This is a genomic window from Pedobacter cryoconitis (genome assembly GCF_014207135.1).
GTDB classification, from domain to species: Bacteria; Bacteroidota; Bacteroidia; order Sphingobacteriales; family Sphingobacteriaceae; genus Pedobacter; species Pedobacter cryoconitis_D.
Map to the genome: position 1 here is coordinate 23,639 of NZ_JACHCC010000001.1, position 20,400 is coordinate 44,038.

General features: G+C 40.0%; 15 protein-coding genes. 7 read left to right on the forward strand and 8 right to left on the reverse strand.

Annotated features, from left to right (window positions below; translation table 11 throughout):
- Positions 1 to 3: 3 nt before the first annotated feature.
- Positions 4 to 2,022 (reverse strand): NAD-dependent DNA ligase LigA, encoded by a 2,019-nt coding sequence (gene ligA / locus HDF25_RS00115; RefSeq protein WP_184621512.1) that lies wholly within the window; start codon positions 2,020 to 2,022, stop codon positions 4 to 6.
- Between the two features lie 90 nt (positions 2,023 to 2,112).
- Positions 2,113 to 2,802: a hypothetical protein gene (locus HDF25_RS00120; RefSeq protein ID WP_184621514.1), complete on the reverse strand. Its 690-nt coding sequence runs from the start codon at positions 2,800 to 2,802 to the stop codon at positions 2,113 to 2,115.
- Positions 2,803 to 2,983: 181 nt separating this feature from the next.
- On the opposite strand from HDF25_RS00120, the gene tyrS reads away from it, so the two are divergent.
- The gene (gene tyrS / locus HDF25_RS00125) at positions 2,984 to 4,270 is read left to right on the forward strand and encodes a tyrosine--tRNA ligase (protein ID WP_184621517.1); all 1,287 of its coding nucleotides are present in this window, start codon (positions 2,984 to 2,986) and stop codon (positions 4,268 to 4,270) included.
- Positions 4,271 to 4,273: 3 nt separating this feature from the next.
- Here tyrS and HDF25_RS00130 read toward each other — a convergent pair whose 3' ends face one another.
- Genes HDF25_RS00130 through HDF25_RS00140 form a run of 3 tightly spaced genes read right to left on the reverse strand, consistent with a single transcriptional unit; the run spans position 4,274 to position 8,080 of the window.
- Positions 4,274 to 5,257, reverse strand: coding sequence for an acyl transferase (locus HDF25_RS00130; RefSeq protein ID WP_317618177.1), 984 nt, complete (start codon positions 5,255 to 5,257; stop codon positions 4,274 to 4,276).
- A 30-nt stretch (positions 5,258 to 5,287) separates the two neighbouring features.
- Positions 5,288 to 5,638: a hypothetical protein gene (locus HDF25_RS00135; protein WP_184621521.1), complete on the reverse strand. Its 351-nt coding sequence runs from the start codon at positions 5,636 to 5,638 to the stop codon at positions 5,288 to 5,290.
- Positions 5,639 to 5,641: 3 nt separating this feature from the next.
- On the reverse strand, positions 5,642 to 8,080 hold the full coding sequence (locus tag HDF25_RS00140; RefSeq protein WP_184621523.1) for a penicillin acylase family protein: 2,439 nt from the start codon (positions 8,078 to 8,080) through the stop codon (positions 5,642 to 5,644).
- Positions 8,081 to 8,374: 294 nt separating this feature from the next.
- Here HDF25_RS00140 and HDF25_RS00145 point away from each other — a divergent pair, with 294 nt between their 5' ends.
- The 3 genes from HDF25_RS00145 (at position 8,375) to HDF25_RS00155 (ending at position 13,406) form a co-directional block, all read left to right on the forward strand.
- Positions 8,375 to 10,846 carry a glycoside hydrolase family 31 protein gene (locus HDF25_RS00145; RefSeq protein ID WP_184621525.1) on the forward strand — a complete coding sequence of 824 codons (2,472 nt, stop codon included), beginning with the start codon at positions 8,375 to 8,377 and terminating at the stop codon, positions 10,844 to 10,846.
- A gap of 66 nt (positions 10,847 to 10,912) precedes the next feature.
- On the forward strand, positions 10,913 to 12,874 hold the full coding sequence (glgB, locus tag HDF25_RS00150) for a 1,4-alpha-glucan branching protein GlgB (RefSeq protein WP_184621527.1): 1,962 nt from the start codon (positions 10,913 to 10,915) through the stop codon (positions 12,872 to 12,874).
- 4 nt (positions 12,875 to 12,878) lie between these two features.
- A complete protein-coding gene (locus HDF25_RS00155; protein WP_184621530.1) occupies positions 12,879 to 13,406 on the forward strand; it encodes a GNAT family N-acetyltransferase in 528 nt (175 codons plus the stop codon).
- Here the strand turns inward: HDF25_RS00155 and HDF25_RS00160 are convergent.
- The 3 genes from HDF25_RS00160 to HDF25_RS00170 form a co-directional block, all read right to left on the reverse strand.
- Positions 13,372 to 14,469 carry a PepSY-associated TM helix domain-containing protein gene (locus HDF25_RS00160; protein ID WP_184621532.1) on the reverse strand — a complete coding sequence of 366 codons (1,098 nt, stop codon included), beginning with the start codon at positions 14,467 to 14,469 and terminating at the stop codon, positions 13,372 to 13,374. The two genes, HDF25_RS00155 and HDF25_RS00160, sit on opposite strands and share 35 nt — an antisense overlap.
- Positions 14,466 to 16,829 carry a TonB-dependent receptor gene (locus HDF25_RS00165; protein WP_184621534.1) on the reverse strand — a complete coding sequence of 788 codons (2,364 nt, stop codon included), beginning with the start codon at positions 16,827 to 16,829 and terminating at the stop codon, positions 14,466 to 14,468. The genes HDF25_RS00160 and HDF25_RS00165 overlap by 4 nt, the downstream gene beginning before the upstream one ends.
- A 147-nt stretch (positions 16,830 to 16,976) precedes the next feature.
- A complete protein-coding gene (locus HDF25_RS00170) occupies positions 16,977 to 17,294 on the reverse strand; it encodes a hypothetical protein (RefSeq protein ID WP_184621536.1) in 318 nt (105 codons plus the stop codon).
- Between the two features lie 203 nt (positions 17,295 to 17,497).
- On the opposite strand from HDF25_RS00170, the gene HDF25_RS00175 reads away from it, so the two are divergent.
- The 3 genes from HDF25_RS00175 to HDF25_RS00185 are packed head-to-tail and all read left to right on the forward strand — an operon-like array spanning position 17,498 to position 20,323.
- Positions 17,498 to 18,496: a hypothetical protein gene (locus tag HDF25_RS00175; protein WP_184621538.1), complete on the forward strand. Its 999-nt coding sequence runs from the start codon at positions 17,498 to 17,500 to the stop codon at positions 18,494 to 18,496.
- A 32-nt stretch (positions 18,497 to 18,528) separates the two neighbouring features.
- Entirely contained in the window at positions 18,529 to 19,587 is a 1,059-nt protein-coding gene (locus HDF25_RS00180) for a sensor histidine kinase (RefSeq protein WP_184621540.1), read from the forward strand.
- Positions 19,559 to 20,323 carry a LytR/AlgR family response regulator transcription factor gene (locus HDF25_RS00185; protein ID WP_260409291.1) on the forward strand — a complete coding sequence of 255 codons (765 nt, stop codon included), beginning with the start codon at positions 19,559 to 19,561 and terminating at the stop codon, positions 20,321 to 20,323. Before HDF25_RS00180 ends, HDF25_RS00185 begins: the two co-directional genes overlap by 29 nt.
- The last annotated feature ends 77 nt before the right edge of the window (positions 20,324 to 20,400 follow it).

The window sequence follows — 20,400 nt, forward strand, 5'->3', positions numbered from 1 at the left end:
TTTTTAATCTTTATTCAACATCTCTAATAAGTCGTTCTCTGAAATCAGGGGAACATTCAACTTTTGGGCTTTCTCTAATTTGGATGGCCCCATATTATCACCTGCCAGCAGGTAATTCAGTTTAGCGGAAATACTGCTTAATATTTTCCCACCATTATTTTCTATCATTACTTTGAGCTCCTCTCTGCTGTATTGCTCAAAAACCCCCGAAATTACGAATGTTTTTCCAGTTAAACGGTCACTGTCAAGTGTAATTACTGTATCTATAGTTTCAAATTGTAATCCGTAGGATTTCAGTAAGTTAATTTGATCTAAATGAGCTTCTTTGCTGAAATATTCAGTAATACTCTCCGCAATACGTTGCCCGATTTCGTCAATGGCTGTTAGTTCTTCCTGCGTAGCAGCAATTAAGCGATCAATACTTCCTGTTCCCTTAGCCAGTTTACGGGCTACAGTTTCTCCAACATACCTTATCCCCAAACCAAAAAGAACTTTTTCAAAGGGCATTTGTTTGGATAGTTCTATGCCTTTCAGCATATTTTCTATAGACCGTTCTCCAAATCTTTCAATGTTCTTCAGCTCTTCGGCTTTATCTTTCAGCGTATATAAATCACTGATATGGCCCAGCAGTCCTCTATGGTAAAATGATTCAATTGTTTCATCACCCAGTCCATCTATATTCATCGCTTTCCTGGAAATGAAATGCTGTATTTTACCGACGATCTGGGGACGGCAGCCTTCATCATTGGGACAATAAAAAGCAACTTCGCCTTCTTTACGGATTAAGGTAGTACTGCACTCAGGGCAAATTACCGGGTAAATAACTCTTTGTGCTCCGGCTTGTCTCTTGTCGAAGTTTACGTTAATAATCTTGGGGATAATCTCACCGCCTTTTTCTACGAATACACTGTCTCCGACGTGCAGATCGAGTCTTTCGATCTCATTGGCATTATGTAGCGTAGCACGTTTAACTGTTGTTCCTGCTAACTGTACGGGCTTTAGATTGGCTACGGGTGTAACTGCACCTGTACGGCCTACCTGATAACTCACGCTTTCCAGAATTGTCTCTACTTCTTCTGCTTTGTATTTATAGGAAATTGCCCAGCGAGGTGATTTGGCAGTGAAACCCAATTCCTGCTGCTGGGTGAAACTATTCACTTTAATTACAATTCCGTCGATATCATAACTGAGTTTAAAACGCTCGTTTTCCCAGTAGTGGACAAATTCGAGCACATCATCAATGTTATTGCTGAGTTTAGTATGCTCAGAAACGTGGAAACCCCATTGGTTAAGGGCCTGAAGACTTTCCCAATGCGTTTTAAAGTATTCTTTTTCAGTATTGAGTGAGTAGAAAAAGGCATCCAGAGGTCTTTTGGCTACTTCTTTGGAATCCTGCATTTTTATAGTACCTGAAGCAAAATTCCGGGGATTAGCATAAGATACTTCTCCCAGTTCTTCTCTTTCTTGATTCAATCTTTCAAAAGCTGCACGGTGCATCAGAATTTCTCCTCTGATTTCAAATAATGGTGGCGCACCAGCGTTTTTTAGATGATGGGGAATATTACTGATTGTTTTTACGTTTTCTGTAACGTCATCTCCTTTGGTACCGTCGCCACGGGTAACGGCTCTTAACAGTTTATTATCCTGATAAGTTAAACTGATAGAAAGCCCGTCAAATTTTAGTTCGCATACGTATTCAAAATTATCTCCGATTGATTTTTTAATGCGTTCATCAAAATCACGTAAATCTTCTTCATTATAGGTATTACCTAATGACAGCATCGGCCATCTGTGTTTTACCGTCACGAAATTTTTGGTGATAAATCCACCTACTTTCAGGGTAGGGGAATCCGGATCCGCGAACTCCGGATATTCTTTTTCCAACCTGGTAAGCTCTTCCAGTTTCTTGTCAAATTCGTAATCGGCAATAGTAGGCATTGCCAATACGTAATAATTATAACTGTGCTGGTTAAGTTCTTTAACCAATGCATCTATAGTGTCTTTAATAGTGGATTCCGACATAAGGCGAAGGTACTAAATCACCACAATATTTGCCTTGTCTCGCTTAAAAAATAGCCTTAAACAGGTTTACCTGAAAAATCCAAACGGAACTTAGAAGGACTGTAGATCCAGCTCCAGTTCAATCTGGTCAAATATCTTTAAGAAGCCCTGCTGGTTCAGCTGTTCTTTGAATTCCTCCAGTTTAAGTGTCAGCAGCTGTAGCTGTGCTTCCGTAAAAGGATTGAGCCATAAACGCATACAGATCCGGTTCAGGGCATAGGTGATATGCTCGATTTTCTCATAGCTAAAAAGGTATTCACTGGAGATGAATTTATCCAGAAAATGATCAAAACGGCCCTGATCTGGTAATCCGGCAAACTTCAGGAAACCAGCCAGGGATTGGGTATGTGCAGCACTAAGCTGACGATAGAATTGTGAAGTGTCTACAAAATCCTGGGTTAACAGAAGGTGATCGAGGATAAGCTCCAGTCCGATATGGGCCAGAAAGAAAGGCTTGACCGGACCGGTTTGTAAAGCAGGTAGAATCAGTTGTTTCAGGTTAGCCGTCTGCTCTTTAAAAAAGTCTGAGGAATGGAATATACGGTCTACCTCAAGATGTCTTTTCCAGCCTCTCAGTAAATCGGCATAATCGGGGACATCCCTGAACAGGTACTCGTCTTTTTGTGGGTTCAGGTTCCAGTCTTTATCCGCATTTTTAATCAGATCAGGCAATACCACACCCATCACCACATACGCACTGGAATTTTGCCGCTCAAAATAAAAATGGGAAAGAAAGTTCATGGGCTTAAAATAAAGTTTTTCAATATGATTTCGCCTGGAAAATCTGTTGTTTACAATATAACTATAAACTTAGAGCCTGTTTAACATTCGTCAAATAATTTGTTTAATCATTTTGAATTGACAGTTTTAAACAGGCTCTAAATTTAAACTGTTTGTTATCTTTGCCAAAAAGTATAGAACGATGACCAATTTTGTTGAAGAATTAAGATGGAGAGGCATGTTACACGATATCATGCCCAATGCAGAAGATAAATTAAATGAAGGTATGTGTTCAGGATATATCGGCTTTGACCCTACAGCAGATTCTTTACATGTTGGTCACCTGACTCAGATCATGACCCTGATTCATTTCCAGCGTGCGGGTCATAAACCTTATGCACTGGTAGGTGGTGCAACTGGTATGGTGGGCGACCCTTCCGGTAAATCTGAAGAAAGAAATTTATTGACAGAAGAAGCATTAGCACATAATCTGGACGGAATCAAGAAACAGTTAAATCAGTTTCTGAATTTCAGTGAAGGAGGTAATGGTGCTGTGATGGTTAATAATGCTGACTGGTTTAAAGGCTTTAGTTTTCTTGATTTTATCAGGGATGTGGGTAAACACATTACTGTGAATTATATGATGGCTAAGGACAGTGTCAGAAAACGTCTGGAAGGTGATACTGGAATGTCTTTTACCGAATTCAGCTACCAGCTGATCCAGGGATACGATTTTTACTATTTATGGAAGAATAACAACTGTACGATACAGATGGGTGGTTCGGATCAATGGGGTAACATTGTAACAGGGACAGAGTTTATCAGAAGAAAGGACAGAGGTACCGCTTACGGACTGACTACACAACTGATCAAAAAAGCCGATGGAACAAAGTTTGGAAAAACTGAAAGTGGAGCAATCTGGTTAGATCCGGAAAAAACTTCACCTTATAAATATTACCAGTTCTGGTTGAACGCTACAGATTCTGATGCGAGATCATGGATCCGTATCTTCACGCTAATGACTCAGGAAGAACTGGAAAAGCTGGAAGCTGAACATGATGCTGCACCGCATCTGAGAATCTTACAGAAAGCCCTGGCGACTGATATTACAGTTAGAACGCATTCTGAAGCTGCTTTGGAAACGGCCCTGAAAACTTCAGAGTTTTTATTTGGTAATGGTTCTTTATCCTTTTTAGAGAGTCTTAGTCCTGCACATATCCTCGAAATATTTGAAGGTGTGCCGCAATTTACGATCAGCCGTGAAGAATTAGCTGCTGGTTTGGATGTAGCAACTTTACTGGCAGAGAAAACAACTGTTTTCCCATCGAAAGGTGAGGTGAAGAAAACTATCCAGGGTGGTGGATTAAGTATTAACAAAGAGAAAGTAGCTGAGGTTACTGCACATTATACTGCAAGCAACCTCATTAATGATCAATATATAATCGTTCAGAAAGGTAAAAAGAACTATTTCCTGCTGATCGCGGAATAATTTTTACTGTACCAGCAGGTTACAACCTCTGATGTCTGCATTGTCAAAACGGCCAAGTACTTCAAAGGAACCGCCTGGCAATAAACGACCCAGATCCTGGGTAGCAATGAATGAACAGGAGTTGATATTGGCCAGATCAATAATATTGATACCTCCTGTCTGAGTAGAATTGAGGAGTGTTAGGGGATCGTTAGTGTCCCTTAACACAATCTTCATCCAGTTTGGACAATCAAATACACCATTACCTGAAGAATAAGCCTGTGAAAGCAACTCTGTCATTCCGTATTCACTGTGAATGGCTTCTACACCAAATCCGTTTTTGAGTATTGCGTGTAACTCTTCTCTGACCATTTCTTTTCTCTTACCCTTCATTCCGCCGGTTTCCATGACAATCAGGTCGGGGAAATCAAGCTGATAAAGCTCGAGGAAGTCGAGTAGGGCATAAGTTACACCGATGAGTATAGTTTTCTGTCCTGCGGTTTTTAAAGCATTTAATTTCTGATAAAGCTCTTCATGGTTGTGAAGAAAGTAACCGCTGTCAGGATGTTTACTCTGATTGAGCAGAGAATCAATCATATAAATTAATGAAGAGCCATCTCTTTCCAGATAGGACGGTAGCAATGCCAGTAAACAAGTGTTTTCAATCTGTCCGTAAAATTGAGTAAAGGCCTTATTGAAACTGTCCTCATATACTTTCAGGTCAGTAACCAGGTGACGGCTCTGAATCTGACCCGTGGTGCCGGAACTGCTGAAAACCACTTCTGCCGGGTCGGTATTGCTGACCACACTATGGCTTTTGAAAAAACTAATCGGCAAATATGGAATATCGGCCACATGAGTAATCTGTGCTGCCTTTACACCAAGATTAGTGATAAACTGATGATAGGGCATACAAGCTGCTGCCTGATGTTTGAATACTGCCAGTGCAGTCTCATTAAATTGTTTCTCGTCGCGGATAGAAAAAAGCTGAGGAATTAAAGTTTTCACACCGCAAAAATACATAAACAGGTTCTAATTTCAGGTGTTCGATTTTTTGACTAGTACGGCTTTTCTGAAATGATACCCGCAGTAACCACTTATTGCAGCTACAAATCCGCCCAGAACAACAGAGATTAATAATATCAGCCACCAGGCATGGAGTGTAAACATTTCAGCAACACGCGAAACCAGCAGGTTATGGTTTGGCAGGCTTTTGTACAGGGCCATACCAGTCCATAAAAGTACAATAGCAAAAAAAGGTTGCCATATGGAAACTTTTGCCGTTTTACCAATCAGCCCGCAGGTGGCGAACGAAATGATTACAATAACCCACCAGGGTAAAATCAGCTGTAACAGAAAAGAGGCTATGAGTATAACTAAAAAGACCATGTGTTATTTCTTTGAGATTTTTAAATGTTGGAGAACTTTAGCGCTGGTATCATCGGCAGATTGCATCAGATAGAGATCGTATAATTTACCGTCTGCCCAGGTATCAATCATATTGTCATAAAAGAAACTGCCGGGATTACCAGACTGGCCACCAGGATATACGCCATGTCCCTTTGGTGTTTTTCCTAATTCAACTATCATTCTCCAGGAAGGGCCATTTGTTTCACCAAGCGCATCGATCGTACTCTTGGCACCTCCGATCATTAATGTTTTAGAACCCATTCCGGGGATATTAGCCAAATGTGGTACATGGGTTTGTTTTACATTAGCCCAGCGCCAGTTTTTACCAATTGGTCCATTTTTTTTCTCCAGGCTGTCGCAGGCATATTTAAAAGCTTCATTGACCAGGTCATTTAAAGTTTCTTTCTGTGGAGTATTCACATTATCGAACCATTTAGAACCGGGATCTTTTAAAATCAGTTCTGTAGTCCTGTCTTTTGAAGGATAACGCATAGGAACGGAAGCTATTGTAAAATCATCATCCCATATATCAAAGAACAGGCGTTTAGTCCAGAGATCGAAAATACTCGCCCCGACAGATTTTGCGGAGAAAAACTTATTCCATTTACCGGTAATTTCCAGCGCTTCTTTCTGAGTTGCATTTAGTTTAGCAGGATCAACTCTGGAAACAAGAGCAACCAGCAGATCTTGTGCAAGAATGCTATAGCTGTCACTCTGCATTATCCGGATACTATCTGCGGTCGCTTTCTGCATAACCTTAAGCCTGTCATTAATCCTTTTGCCTCTTTCATAAGACCCGAATTCCCAGTTGATATAATAAGGATAAGTTGGGTCTGTAGAAGATTGATTCGCTGAGCTTACAAAGTTTCTTTCGGGGTTTTTGACAGTTGGGTTCTGATCAGCAGGGATCCAGCCCTGCCAGTCGTTTTTCGGGTCGGAGCCATCCAGGATGAATTTGCCCTGATCTTTCCATTTTAATGGAAATTTTCCGTTTGCAGTAATAGCAATATCATTTGCAGAGGAGGCAAAGATGAAATTTTGCGCAGGTGCGCTGTAATAAGTCAGGGCTTTGCGGTAATCATCATAGTTTTTAGCCCGGTTCAGTTTATAGAAAGTCATGAGCTCATTTGATTTATCATGGGCGATCCAGCGAAGTGCATTACCCAGTGGGACATTGTCGGCCATTTTAAGTTTCTCTGGTTTATGAAAGTAAACCACTGGTCCATGATGGGTATAAAAGACAGTATCGACTTCAGTTTTAGCCCCTCTGATTTTTATAGTCTCTAATCTGATCTTTGTATTTTTCCAGGTTTTATTATAGAAATACTGTTTATGTGTATCATCTTTAAATCTGATCTGATAGAAATCAAGGATATCTGCAGCCACATTGGTTACCCCCCAGGCAATATCTTTATTAAACCCGATAGTGATACCCGGAGCACCCGGCAGGGAAACACCATAGGCATTTAATCCCGGGGCATTTAATTGTATCTGGTACCAGATAGAAGGTAAAGTTAAATTCAGATGTGGATCATTGGCCAGAATTGGATAACCTGAAGCAGTTTTTGCACCTGATAATGCCCAGTTGTTACTACCAATTCCGTCTTCGAGTTCTTTAGTCTTCACTTTACCAGTAGTCATCTCAGTATAGGATTGCGGAGTTGGTGGAACGGGTAGCGGTTTGAAATTCCATTTGGTTCCCACAGGAATAATCGGGTCTTCCCGGAAAGGGTAATCGGGAAACAGATCTGCAGTTACTCCGGGGCCATATTTCTTTAAAATATTACTCATGTAAAACTCATCCGAACCCATAGCCAGTACTGCTGACATTTGTTTGAGCAGCAGGGCACATTTAAGGGGTGTCCAGTCTTCGGGTACAAAATCCAGTATTTTATACTCTAAAGGAAGTTGTGAACTGGAAAGGGAGTGGATATAATCATTGATCCCGTCTGTATAAGCCATAATCATGGCTTTTGATTTAGGATCTTCCATCATGCCTCTCAGTGAGTTTTCTGCACCATAAACCATCCCCATCCGACGCTGGTACCTGTCAAGTTCAATAGCTTTTGCGCCTACTACTTCTGATAATCTTCCGGCAGCATAACGGGTTTGAAATTCCATTTGCCATAAACGGTTCATTGCAGTAATATAACCCTGGGCATAATAAACGTCATGGTCATTTTTAGCGAAAATATGAGGAATCATGCGGTCATCAAAAATTACATCTACAGTTTCTTCTGTCCGTTTGAGCTTGAGAGAGCTTTGTTGTGCAACACTCATTCTCTCCGCATTTTGCCAGAAACCGGTAAATGGATTGAGAAACTTTAAGAGTGGAGGCAGGGAACCAAATTTGGTATTTAAACCAAAGGCCAGGAGTACAGGTATAATGATGCAAATGACTGCTTTAAGTTTATTCCTCATATAGGGACTAATTACCAGTTAATGGATAGTTCAGAATTTTGGTATTGTATGGCAATTTAATATAAAACTGTATTGATTACTAATCTTAATAAGATTTATGTTTTTTTGCAGACAACAGAATCAGCTTTGTTTAACAAAAAGCTAAATAGATTCAGCAAAGCGAATTAAGAATGAATAATTAAATTTCTGTTTCAATAATTAGCTGAAAAATCTTGTGTTTTGGCATAATAATTAACACTTTAGCTTTGTCAATCAGACAATCAATATAGACAAATAGATTACGGGAACCTTTTTATGGAAGAAACAGCAGAACCAGGAAACGAATTAAAGGACAACGAGAATATTAAAGAAATAGTCGAAACGACTATTCAGCATTTAAACAATCCGGTACTCGCTTTAAAACCGATTGTTAAAAAATATCTTACCCAAGTTCAGGAAGTACGTAAAGAAGGCAACAAATTTTTCTTCTCAGATGGAGAAGCGAGTGTAGAAGTCAGGGTAGTCAGTAATGAGATTATCCGGGTAAGGCTTGCTCCCCACAGTGTTTTTCTGGAAGAGTTTTCCTATGCTGTTCCTGTTGTAGACCAGAAAGTCAGTACTTTTAGTCTGGAAGAACAGGAAGATTGTTATGCCATTTCAACCAATACGATTACCTGTAAAATCAGGAAAGCGGATTTTCATATCTCTTTTACTGAGAATCTCTCTCAGCTGGTCATGAGTGAAGATGCCTCACCGATGCACTGGGAAGAAAATGCTGATTTTGGTGGTTATTATGTTTTTGCTACTAAAAAATGTTATCCGGAGGAGAATTTCTTTGGACTTGGTGATAAATCTGGTAATATGAACCTGCGTGGACGTCATTTCCAAAACTGGAATACAGATGCCTATTCTTTTAGCTGGGATCAGGACCCTTTGTACAGAACTATTCCTTTTTATACGGGCGTTCATCAGAAATCTGCCTATGGTATTTTCTTCGATAACACCTTCCGTTCTTATTTTGATTTCGGAAAAGAGGATAATGATAAAACAAGCTTCTGGGCTGATGGAGGTGAATTGCAATATTATTACATCCACGGTCCGCATATGATGGACGTTATCAAACGTTATCAAAGCCTGACCGGAACACATCCTATGCCTCCCAAATGGGCTTTGGGTTATCACCAGTGTCGCTGGAGTTATTATCCGGAGACTAAAGTCAAAGCTGTGGCCGAAGGGTTCCGCTCAAGAGAGATCCCTTGCGATGCCATTTATTTTGATATCGATTATATGGATGGCTACCGTTGTTTTACCTGGAATAAAAAGCATTTTCCAGATCCGCGTAAAATGATCAAGGAGCTTGCTGATGATGGGTTTAAAACCGTTGTCATGATTGATCCGGGAATTAAAGTGGATGATAATTACTGGGTATTTAAAGAAGGTAAAGAAAATAATTACTTCTGCAGAAGGAGTGATGATTATTTTATGGAAGGTCACGTATGGCCTGGCAGGTGCCAGTTCCCTGATTTTACCAACCCTATAGTCAGGGAGTGGTGGGGCGGACTTTATAAAGAACTGGTAGATATGGGAGTTGCCGGCGTTTGGAATGATATGAACGAACCTGCAGTTTTTGGTGCAGGAACTTTTCCGAACGATGTACGTCATAATTTTGACGGACACAGGGGATCACACCGTAAAGCTCATAATATTTACGGGATGCAAATGGTACGTTCTACTTATGACGGATTGAAAAAGCTAATGCGTAATAAGCGTCCGTTTACGATTACCCGTGCCGGATATGCCGGAATGCAGCGTTATGGTTGTGTCTGGACCGGTGATAATGTAGCCAGCTGGGAGCATTTGAAAATCGGAAATATACAATGTCAGCGGATGTCTGTATCTGGAGTCCCATTTTGTGGAACGGATATAGGTGGTTTCAGCGGGGAACCTGATGGTGAACTTTTTACACGCTGGATACAGCTGGGTACATTTTCACCTTTCATGCGTGCCCACTCGGCAGGTGATACAGCCGAAAGAGAGCCCTGGAGTTTTGGGGAGCCTTATACAGCTATTAACCGTAAATTCATTGAACTCAGGTACAAGCTGATGCCTTATCTGTATTCGGTGTTCTGGGAACATCATCGTTATGGATTTCCAATCTTAAGACCATTGGTTATGCTGGAGCAGGAAATTGTAAGTAACCACTTCAGACAGGACGAGTTTGCTTTTGGAGACAAAATTCTGGTATGTCCGATTTTAGAACAGGGTGCGGTTTCCAGAACTGTTTATTTACCAAGAGGGCAATGGTATAACTTCTGGACGCATGAATTGCTGAACGGAGAAAATGAACATTTAATAGACGCACCTTTAGAAGATATGCCTATCTTCATCAAAGCAGGAGCTGTCATCCCGGAATATCCGGTTATGCAATATGTAGGGGAGAAGAATGTGGATGAGGTGTTGTTAAATATCTATTATGCGAATTATGAAGTGAACTCTTTTTTCTTTGAAGACCACGGGGATACTTTCGCTTATGAACAGGATATTTATTCAGAAAAGAAATTTACGGTTAAAGGAAATGACCGGAGATTACTGATCCAGCAAAAACTGGAAGGTTTATATACGCCTAATTACGAAACATATAATTGTAACCTGATTGGTATTCCTTTTGGTGTAAAGAAAGTGATTATAGATGGGGTAGAAACCAAGGATTACCAGACAGATGATAGAAATTGTTTGCGTTTTAAAACGAATAAAAACTTTGCTGTAATACAGATTCAGGGGGAATAGCGATTGTTTTTCTGCTGAGGAGTTTTAAACAGGTGCTAACATTAAAAGATATAATCCCTTAAAATAATGGCTAAAACAATCCAGGGTAAACCTGTTCAAGAATTTATTGCTGTACCTACGGAAGCTCCTGTCTGGATTTTTAGTTTACTGACCGATTTTGATGTTGCTTTATTTATTTCAGGCAAACATTTTCGGCTGTATGAGAAGATGGGAGCACATCTTTTAGCTGTAAATAACACTGAAGGAACTTATTTCTCAGTCTGGGCACCCAATGCCCGGGATGTCTGTGTAAGTGGTGACTTTAACCAATGGAACAGTGTTTCACACCGGCTCTATAAACGGCTGGATGAATCTGGGATCTGGGAAGGTTTCATTCCTGGTCTGGGGAAGGGGACGGTCTATAAATATTTTATAAAGGGGGCCGACGGAAAGGATTATGAAAAAGGTGATCCTTTTGCAACCAGATGGGAGCATCCTCCAAGAACAGCTTCTGTAGTCTGGGATACTATTTATAAATGGAAGGATAAATCCTGGTTGAAAAAACGTCCGGAATTAAATGCACTTAATCAGCCAATGTCAGTTTATGAAGTGCACCTGGGATCATGGCAGCGGGATCCGGCAGAACCTGAACGTATTTTAACTTATAAAGAAATTGCAAATACACTGGTTCCTTATGTGGTAGAAATGGGTTTTACACACGTAGAACTGATGCCTATCATGGAATATCCCTATTTTCCTTCATGGGGATACCAGATTACGGGTTATTTTGCGGCGAGCTCCAGACATGGTACTCCACAGGAGTTAATGTACCTGATTGAACAATTGCATCAGCATGATATTGCTGTAATCCTGGATTGGGTGCCCTCACATTTCCCGGGAGATGCCCATGGTTTGTTTCATTTTGACGGAACTCATTTATATGAGCATGCCGATATGCGTAAGGGATTTCATCCTGACTGGAAATCGTATATATTTAATTACGACAGAAATGAAGTCAGATCTTTTCTGATCAGTAATGCCATGTATTGGCTGGATCAGTTCCATGCAGACGGATTAAGAGTTGATGCAGTAGCGTCTATGTTATATTTTGATTTTTCGAGAAAAGCGGGGGATGCGGCAACCAACGAATTTGGTGGTTCAGAGAACCTGGGGGCAATTCAGTTTCTAAAAGACCTGAATGAATCCATTTATACTAATTTTAAAGGTGTACAGACCATTGCTGAAGAAAGCAGCACTTATCCTGGTGTAACGCATCCGGTAGCTGATGGCGGACTTGGTTTTGGCATGAAGTGGATGATGGGATGGATGAATGATACACTTAAGTATTTTAAAACAGATCCTATCGACAGAAAGTATAATCATCATCAGCTTACTTTTAGTATTACCTATGCATTCTCGGAAAGGTTTATGCTTCCTTTTTCTCATGATGAAGTCGTTCATGGCAAATCGTCTATGATTTATAAAATGCCGGGTGATGAATGGCGAAAACACGCAAACCTGAGACTCTTGTATGCCTATATGTTTACGCAACCAGGAACTAAACTTCTTTTTATGGGAAATGAGTTTGCGCAGAATGGGGAGTGGAATTTTACCAGGTCCCTGGAATGGGATTTATTGCAGTATAAATCTCATCGGGGAATGCAGACTTATGTAAAGGCGCTGAACAAATTATACCGTTCTGAACCTGCCTTATATGATTTCAGTTTTTCCGGGGAAGGATTTGAATGGATCAGTGCAGATGACAGGGATCATTCTATTTATGTTTACACCAGAAAAGGACATCTGGCAAAAGATACGCTGATTATTATTCTGAATATGACACCTGTGTACAGGCAAAACTATAGAATCGGTTTGCCGTTTAAGGCTTCCTGGAAGGAGATCTTTAACAGTGATGATGCTGAGTTTTTTGGCAGTGGTAAACAGAATCAGGGGACTTTTAAGCCTGAAGCAATAAATGCTGACGGTAGAGATTACTCCATTACAATTAACATTGCACCCTTAGGAGCAATGGTGCTGAAAACTGTATAACAGGATGGGAATCTGGATAGAAACAGAAAGATTAATACTCAGGGAATACGTTGTATCCGACTGGGAAGCAGTTCATGAATATGCAAAACAGGAGGATATTCTCATTTATGAGAACTGGGGACCCAATAGTGAAGCCGATACCAAAGAATTTATTGAGAATGTGATCAAATCTAAAAAGGCAATTCCAAGAGTTAGTTTTGAACTGGCAATTGTATTCAAAAAAGAAGACAAGCTTATTGGAGGTTGTGGTTTTAGATTTGATACGAAGGAAGAGCATAAGGGAAATCTGGGTTATATCATTAATCCTTTATATTGGAGAGCCGGATACGCAGTAGAAGCAACCAAGGCTTTAATCCAGTATGCAAGGGCAGAATTAGAAGTGAAAACTATCAATGCTACCTGTGATGTACTGAATATTGCTTCTCAGGCAGTTCTGAAGCATTGTGGATTTTCCCGGATCGGGTTAATCAGGAAAGATATTGAAATGAAAGGAAGAGTCAGGGACACTTTTGTTTTCTCCACCAAAGCATAAAACCAGTAATTGATAATAAGCCGGGAAGCAGACCTATTAAAACATATAATATTTTAACAGGAATACCGCCGAAATTGCCAGTATGTAATGGGAAAAATGTAGTTTCTGTTTTATCCAGCAGGCTTTTTTCACTGAATTTACTTACAGTAGTCAGCTGACCGGACTTAGCATCAAATGAAACTGAATTTCCGCCTTGAAACAACGGATGCTGATCCTTTAAGGAACCGCTTACTTTGAAATCACTACCTGGCTGCGTGGGCAGGTAAACACTAAACGGAATTAAATCTGGCATTTTTTTATAAGCTTTAATTAAAAGTCCTTCCAATGATTGCTGAACTAAGGTATTTGGCGGACATGGGATAGTTTGTTTTTCCCAATAGGTTTTATCAAACGCAAACATATTCATCCAGAAACCTGTGAAGAAAATAATCAGATTAAAAGCAATGGCCCAGACACCAACTATACGATGGAAGCCTGAGGTTATCGTATTGCGGTTTTTCCATCTGATCCAAACCTGAAAAGTCAGTACTTTCCAGATGTATTTCCGGTAAATAATAATCCCTGTCAGGGTCGAGAGCAGCATTGTTATCCCAAATATAGTTGCCATTAACAGTCCTGGGAGTCCCAGCTGGAAACTCCAGTGGAACTGTATTAGCCAGTGTATAAAACCCGTGCTGAAATCCTTAAGGTTTCCATCTCTTATTACCTCTCCTGTGTAAGGATTCATACTGACCATTCCCAGGTCGTAGGTACTGATCTTACCGTCATTCTGATATAATCTGAATTCATAGGCCTTATCGGGGGCTGCATCTGGATTCAGCCAGACGATACCTTTTAAATTTGGATGGCTGCTGGTAATGCTGCGATAAAAGCTGTCCAGAGGCAAAGGTTTGCCTGTCGGGTTTACGGTTAGTAAATCGGCATGAACAGCCTGGTCTATTTCTTTTAAAAAGACAAGCGCTGATCCGCTTATACCTAATAACAGTAAAAACAGTCCTGTGATTAAACCCAGCCAGCTATGAATGGAAAAAACCAGTACACGTGTTAAATTTATCTTTTTCATCGGATCAGATAACTTATACCCAGTCTGTAATTCAGCGGATCTCCCAGACCACCGGTTACTGTACTGGATCTGCTGCCTGTGAAATAATGTTTATTAGTCAGGTTATAGGCATTTAACTGAATATTGTATTTGCCTCTCCGGTAGTTTAGGGCAGCATCATAGACAGTATAAGCAGGGAAGATAAAGTTTTGGTTAGTAATCAGGCCTACCTGATCACTAACATATCTTACACCGGCCGCAATACCTAATCCTTTAATTGCCCCATGGTTAAGATTGTATTTAAGCCATAAATTGGCCATATGTCTTGGTGCATTGTTAAAACGATCTCCTTTTTTGCCAAATGTGCTGGTGCTGAGTATGATATGGTTATTGTAGGCATAGCCAGCTATAATGTTGAAATTTTGCAGGGTACCCATTGCCGAGAACTCTATACCACTACTTTTTGTGCCCTTAAGGGCCTCCTGACGATGGGAGTTCTCTTCAGTAGGAGCGGAAGCGAGGATATTTGCATACCTGATCTGATAAACAGAAGCACTGGTAGAGAGGGAATTGTTGAAAAAATCTCCTTTATATCCGATCTCATATTGTGTGGCTTTCCGGGTAGGAAAGGGGCCTCCTGATAGTACATTGTTAGAAGTCTGAGGATTAAATGATTTTAGAAAACTGGCATATATGGCAATATTCGAAACAGGAGAATAAACCAGACTGGCGCGTGGAATTAATCCGGAGGCCTGTAGTTCATCCCCTTGTTTATTATCCCTGGCAGACAACGGGGTCTCTTTTGCATTATAAGAATCATAACGAAGAGAAACTAAAGCCTTTAATTTTTCACTCAGGCTCAGCTGGTCCTGTAGATAAATCCCAACCAGGTTGGTGATTCTTTTATTGTCATCAGATTCCTGAGCTTGAACAGATGCTGCGGGTGGATCATGACTATAATCGGGATTAAAAATAGAAATACGTGAAGCAGGTTTGTACTGATAGTCATTCTTGGTCCAGCCATAACGGTTATAATCTGCCCCGGTGATCAGATGGTGTCTGATTACCCCTGTTTTAAACTGATAGGATAAATAAGCGGTTGTCTGTAAACTAAAGCGGCTGGTTTCCCAGTCCTGGAAGCCACGGCTGATAGAGTCATTTCTTATTTTACCAACTGGAATATGATCTGTATAATCCAGTTTACTGTTTACGGTGCGGTGTACGGCTGTTAATTTCAGATTCTCATTAAACTGGTGGTTATAAGTTAGTGTTGCAGAGATATTATCTGTTTTCCCATAATCAGTAGGACTTTGTATCGTCAGATTGGATGGATAATAATTGAAATCAAAGGTTCCGTCAGGGTTTGTGCGGATATAACTTCCGTTATCATATTGCTGGTTAGTTTTCTGGTGTGCGTAATTGATCTCCAGATTTAAATCTGACTGGTTGGAGAATAAGTATGTGAGGGATGGGGCGATAAAAATATTTTCTTTTTCCTGATAGTTCCGGAAACTCCTGGATTTATCATAACCGATAATTGCACGGTAAAGTAGTTTTTTGTTTTTAGATAAAGGGCCTGTTAGATCTACTGATAAGCGTCTGAAGTTCCAGCTGCCCATAGCTACTTCAAATTCATATCTTTTTGCAGTCAGTGGTTTTTTAGTTACAAAATTAACTACTCCCCCTGGCGATCCTTCACTGAACAGGGCGCCTGAAGGTCCGCGAAGCAGTTCAACGCTTTCGATATTGTAAAGGAGCGGTTGCTGACTCCACAGGTATAAACTGCCTCTTATTCCATTATACAATAGAAAACTTGCGTCTGTTGGAGAGTAGGCCGTGAAACCACGGATACTAAATGAGCCATTTCCGTTATTGGCTTTCATCCCGGTAAAGGTATTGGAGATCTCGTTCAGGGTAAAGGCTTGTTTATCTTTGATGACCTGGCTGGAAATAACCTGAACTGCCTGAGGGGTAGTCAACAGAGGGATATCCATTCTGGTAGAAGTATTAGAATTCTTTACCTTATAGTGATTTTTGACTACATGGATACTGACTTCATTCAATTCCTGTTTGCTTTTAGACAGTTGAAAATTGAGATGTAGTTTTTTTCCGGCTTCGATAACCAGGTTCTGTCGGTTGGCTGTATAACCAATATTGGAGACGTTTAATATATAAGTTCCAGCAGGAATATGGTGGAAACTGAAATTTCCGTTTGCATCTGTTACTGTTTTTATTTTTGTGTTTTGAAGGACGACATTTGCACCGGGAATAGGTTCGTTGTCGAAAGAAATAATTGTACCATGTATAGAACCGGTAGGTAACTGGGCATATAACCTGTTGCTGAACAGGCATAGCAATAGAAGGAAAATATTGATTTTCATTAAAATATCTTGTGATGAAGGTTAGGCAACCCAGGTTGCTGATAATTTTAGCCATAGCGGCATCATAGGAATACCCTGCAAGGCGCAATAGGACGCTAAGCTTTACAGACCATTCAATTAAACGGCCTTCAGGTAAATGAATTAAAATTAAGCGATCTGAGCCTGTGGTGGCTTAAAGATATCGTTATAGGATGGCGAAGGTCTGAAACGCAGGTAAAAGCTATTAAAGCTAGCTTTCTGAAGAGCTGAGAGACAGCTAGCCAGTTTAAGTCTGTGTAATTTGCAGAAAAATAACACATTGGTGCTTTCCTGATTCTGATCTCTTTGTTTTTGTTCGTTTTCTTCGGCCTGTTTTAATTTTTTAGCCAGGATACATCTGCCATTACAATGCATCTCAGGCTTGTTTTTATTCTCACATAAGACAGAGGAGATATATTGCTCATTCAGCTTAAAAGAAATCGTCACCAGCCTCTTGTTAAAGGATTGCACGGCAATGATAAGGAGTAATAAAATGCAGACTGATCTTCTCAATGAATAGGGGCTGAATATTTTGCAAATATAGGATTTTTTTTGCGGGGGGAGATTTTCGGGTATGATCTTGTCCGTTTCGGGGGTAAAATACTTTAAGTCTGGAGGCTGAAGCTGCATTTTCGTGAAAAATTATTCAGATGAAAATTCTATTTGTATTGTTGTTCTTTCAGATTGCGGTTTCTGCTAATGCACAGGATTCACTTATGAAAAGTAAAACCATACCAGAAAGCTATCCTGCTTTAAAGTATGTCACTATTCAGAAGGACTATTTTGGAGATTCAGATTATCATTTGTATTCTAAAGGAAATGACTCGCAGCAAGAAGGGGAGTTCTCAGGAAACAGGTTGAGAATAAATGTTTTGGTACCGGTTTATTCGAAGCAGAGACTTTCTTTATCTGCGGGGATGGTTTATACAAGAGAATCGGTTTCTTATTATCGTAAAACAACGAACGAGAGTTATGGAAAGGGAGAGTTTGCAAAAAATGATTTTGATGCCTTGTTCTCGGCTAAATACAGAGGGGTTTTATGGAATAAGCCATTTGTTTTGGGGGGGACAGTCATTCTGGGGAGTACTGATTTTTTTGATGTTAAAAAATTAAGCGGGCTGGTATCTGCTTTTTTGGTTCTGAAAGCAAATGCAAATACAATTTCCTCTGTGGGGATCTTTGCTAACCTGGATAAGGCAGCAATTTTTCCTGCCTTCCCGGTTTATACTTACTGGCACAGGGTTCCGGGTACTTTCTGGGAGATAGATATGATCCTTCCGCAAAAAATAATCTTTAGAAGATCCGGTGTATTAAATGGATGGGTGAGTGCGGGGGCAGAACTGGTTAACAGTTCTTTTTTTCTGAAACAAAATGCTGAGGGGGCTTATAGTGCTGGTAATTATGAATGGGTCTCGAATGAAATAAACAGCTATATCGGTTATGAGCATCTGTTGGGTAAAAACTTCTTGTTGGGCATAAAAGGAGGACACCGGAATTCAGTTACAACCCGTCTGACAAGAGTAAACGAGAATTCTAATAATTATAAATCCAGAACGAATATCAGTTCTTCTTTTTTGAGTATGAACCTGTCTTATGTAATACCAAATAATAAGACTAAAAAGACAGTGCCAACCAAAAATAAATTATAGATCATCTTTCGCTCCTGACTATATTTGCTTGTATGAAAACGAAGCTGCCTATTAAACATTTATTAAAAGTGAGCTGTTGTTTTCCACTCGCTATTACGATATTCTTATTTAGCTCTGCCTTTATGGAGGGAGACACAGTTCAGGGGGCATTCATCAGATCGGTTATATCTTGTGTGCTGATTATTTTAATGAGCCTGGGGAATGTTGGTTTATTACTGCTGCTGAAAAAAAAGAGCTATCTGGAAGACCGCAGGGTGATTTATGCCCTGAGTTTCATCATGAGTACTTTAGTGATGTGGCTGATGTATTTTTTTGAGTTATATCTGATCCGGCTGGGGATGACCACTAAAACATTGGGAATAAGGGTGAACGGAAACATTATTTATCTTTATTTATGTTTACAGGGAATATTCATGAATAGTATTGTGTTGCTGCTTCAGAATTTTATCCTGGTTCAGGAGGCAAATAACAAAGCGCAGCTGGAGAATTCGTTGTTAAATACTGCGAGGTCAGAAGCAGCTTATCAATTGTTACAGCAGCAGATTCAACCTCATTTTCTGTTTAATGCACTTAATATTCTCAAATCTCTGATTAAAAAGAGTCCCGAACTGGCTGAGGATTATCTGCTGCGGTTATCAGATTTTTTAAGAGTATCAGTATCCGGAAATAAACGTGCAGTTGGGACACTCTATGAAGAGATGAAGCTGGGAATTGATTATCTGGAGATGCAAAAGGTAAGATTTGGTGAGGCTCTGAGTTTTTCTTTTGATATAACTGATGCGGAGCAATCAGAAGGTGGGTTACCGGTATTCTCATTACAGCCTCTGCTTGAGAATGCAATTAAACATAATGAATTGACTGAAGCTGCTCCTCTCCATATTGAAGTGAAAAAAGACGGTGACTGGATAACTGTGATTAATAACATTCAGTTAAGATCAGTAACTGAATACTCTACAGGAAGCGGATTGGCAAATCTTGCAGAGCGATATAAGTTATTATCTGGGGATGAGATTGAAATCATGGATAATGGTTCTGTTTTTTCTGTAGGCCTAAAAATTTTAAATGATGAAAATCGTAATCATAGAGGATGAAAAGTTAACAGCAGAAGATCTGGTTGATGTGATTCTGAAATTAGAACCCGATGCGCAGCTGGTCGCTTGTCTGAAGTCAGTTAAGGAGGCTGTTGCTTATTTCGAAAAATCGCCTTCACCAGATCTGATTTTTAGTGATATTCAGCTGGGAGATGGATTGAGTTTTGACATTTTTAAAATGGTCAGTATTTCAGCCCCTATAATTTTTTGTACTGCTTATGATGAATATGCTTTAAATGCCTTCAAAACAAATGGGATAGATTATATACTGAAACCATTTACTACTCTATCTGTTGCGCAGGCTTTAAACAAATACCATTCTTTAAGAAAAGGATTTATCAATGAGCGTGTATCTTATCATGAGATTTTTGACCTTTTTGTAAGTAAGATACCGCAAAAAACGGCCTCAGTACTGGTGAGTTATAAGGATAAAATCATTCCGGTGAAAACTGCTGATATTGCACTGTTCTATATAGAATCTGATGAAACAAGGCTGTTTACTTTTGAACATAAGACCTATCTGTTGAACAAGAACCTGGAAGAGCTGGAAAGGTTAACCGGAGATGATTTTTTCAGAGTAAACCGGCAGTGTCTGGTGAATAGAAAAGCTGTAAGGGATGCTGCTCATTTCTTTTCCCGTAAACTGGTGATTAATCTCTCTGTCCCTTTTAAAGATAACATTACGATCAGTAAAGAAAAGACTCCTCAGTTTCTGGATTGGCTGGCAAGAAGTTAGCTGAAACATCCCGGATCCGTTTACCGGTAATTTTCTGCCGTTCATCCCTACTTTTGTCCGTTTTGCATTGGATGTAC

Coding starts and splice junctions, on each gene's coding strand:
- ligA (WP_184621512.1), bottom strand. CDS start 2,022: ATGTCGGAATCCACTATTAAAGACACTATAGATGCATTGGTTAAAGAA.
- HDF25_RS00120 (WP_184621514.1), bottom strand. CDS start 2,802: ATGAACTTTCTTTCCCATTTTTATTTTGAGCGGCAAAATTCCAGTGCG.
- tyrS (WP_184621517.1), top strand. CDS start 2,984: ATGACCAATTTTGTTGAAGAATTAAGATGGAGAGGCATGTTACACGAT.
- HDF25_RS00135 (WP_184621521.1), bottom strand. CDS start 5,638: ATGGTCTTTTTAGTTATACTCATAGCCTCTTTTCTGTTACAGCTGATT.
- HDF25_RS00140 (WP_184621523.1), bottom strand. CDS start 8,080: ATGAGGAATAAACTTAAAGCAGTCATTTGCATCATTATACCTGTACTC.
- HDF25_RS00145 (WP_184621525.1), top strand. CDS start 8,375: ATGGAAGAAACAGCAGAACCAGGAAACGAATTAAAGGACAACGAGAAT.
- glgB (WP_184621527.1), top strand. CDS start 10,913: ATGGCTAAAACAATCCAGGGTAAACCTGTTCAAGAATTTATTGCTGTA.
- HDF25_RS00155 (WP_184621530.1), top strand. CDS start 12,879: ATGGGAATCTGGATAGAAACAGAAAGATTAATACTCAGGGAATACGTT.
- HDF25_RS00160 (WP_184621532.1), bottom strand. CDS start 14,469: ATGAAAAAGATAAATTTAACACGTGTACTGGTTTTTTCCATTCATAGC.
- HDF25_RS00165 (WP_184621534.1), bottom strand. CDS start 16,829: ATGAAAATCAATATTTTCCTTCTATTGCTATGCCTGTTCAGCAACAGG.
- HDF25_RS00175 (WP_184621538.1), top strand. CDS start 17,498: ATGAAAATTCTATTTGTATTGTTGTTCTTTCAGATTGCGGTTTCTGCT.
- HDF25_RS00180 (WP_184621540.1), top strand. CDS start 18,529: ATGAAAACGAAGCTGCCTATTAAACATTTATTAAAAGTGAGCTGTTGT.
- HDF25_RS00185 (WP_260409291.1), top strand. CDS start 19,559: ATGATGAAAATCGTAATCATAGAGGATGAAAAGTTAACAGCAGAAGAT.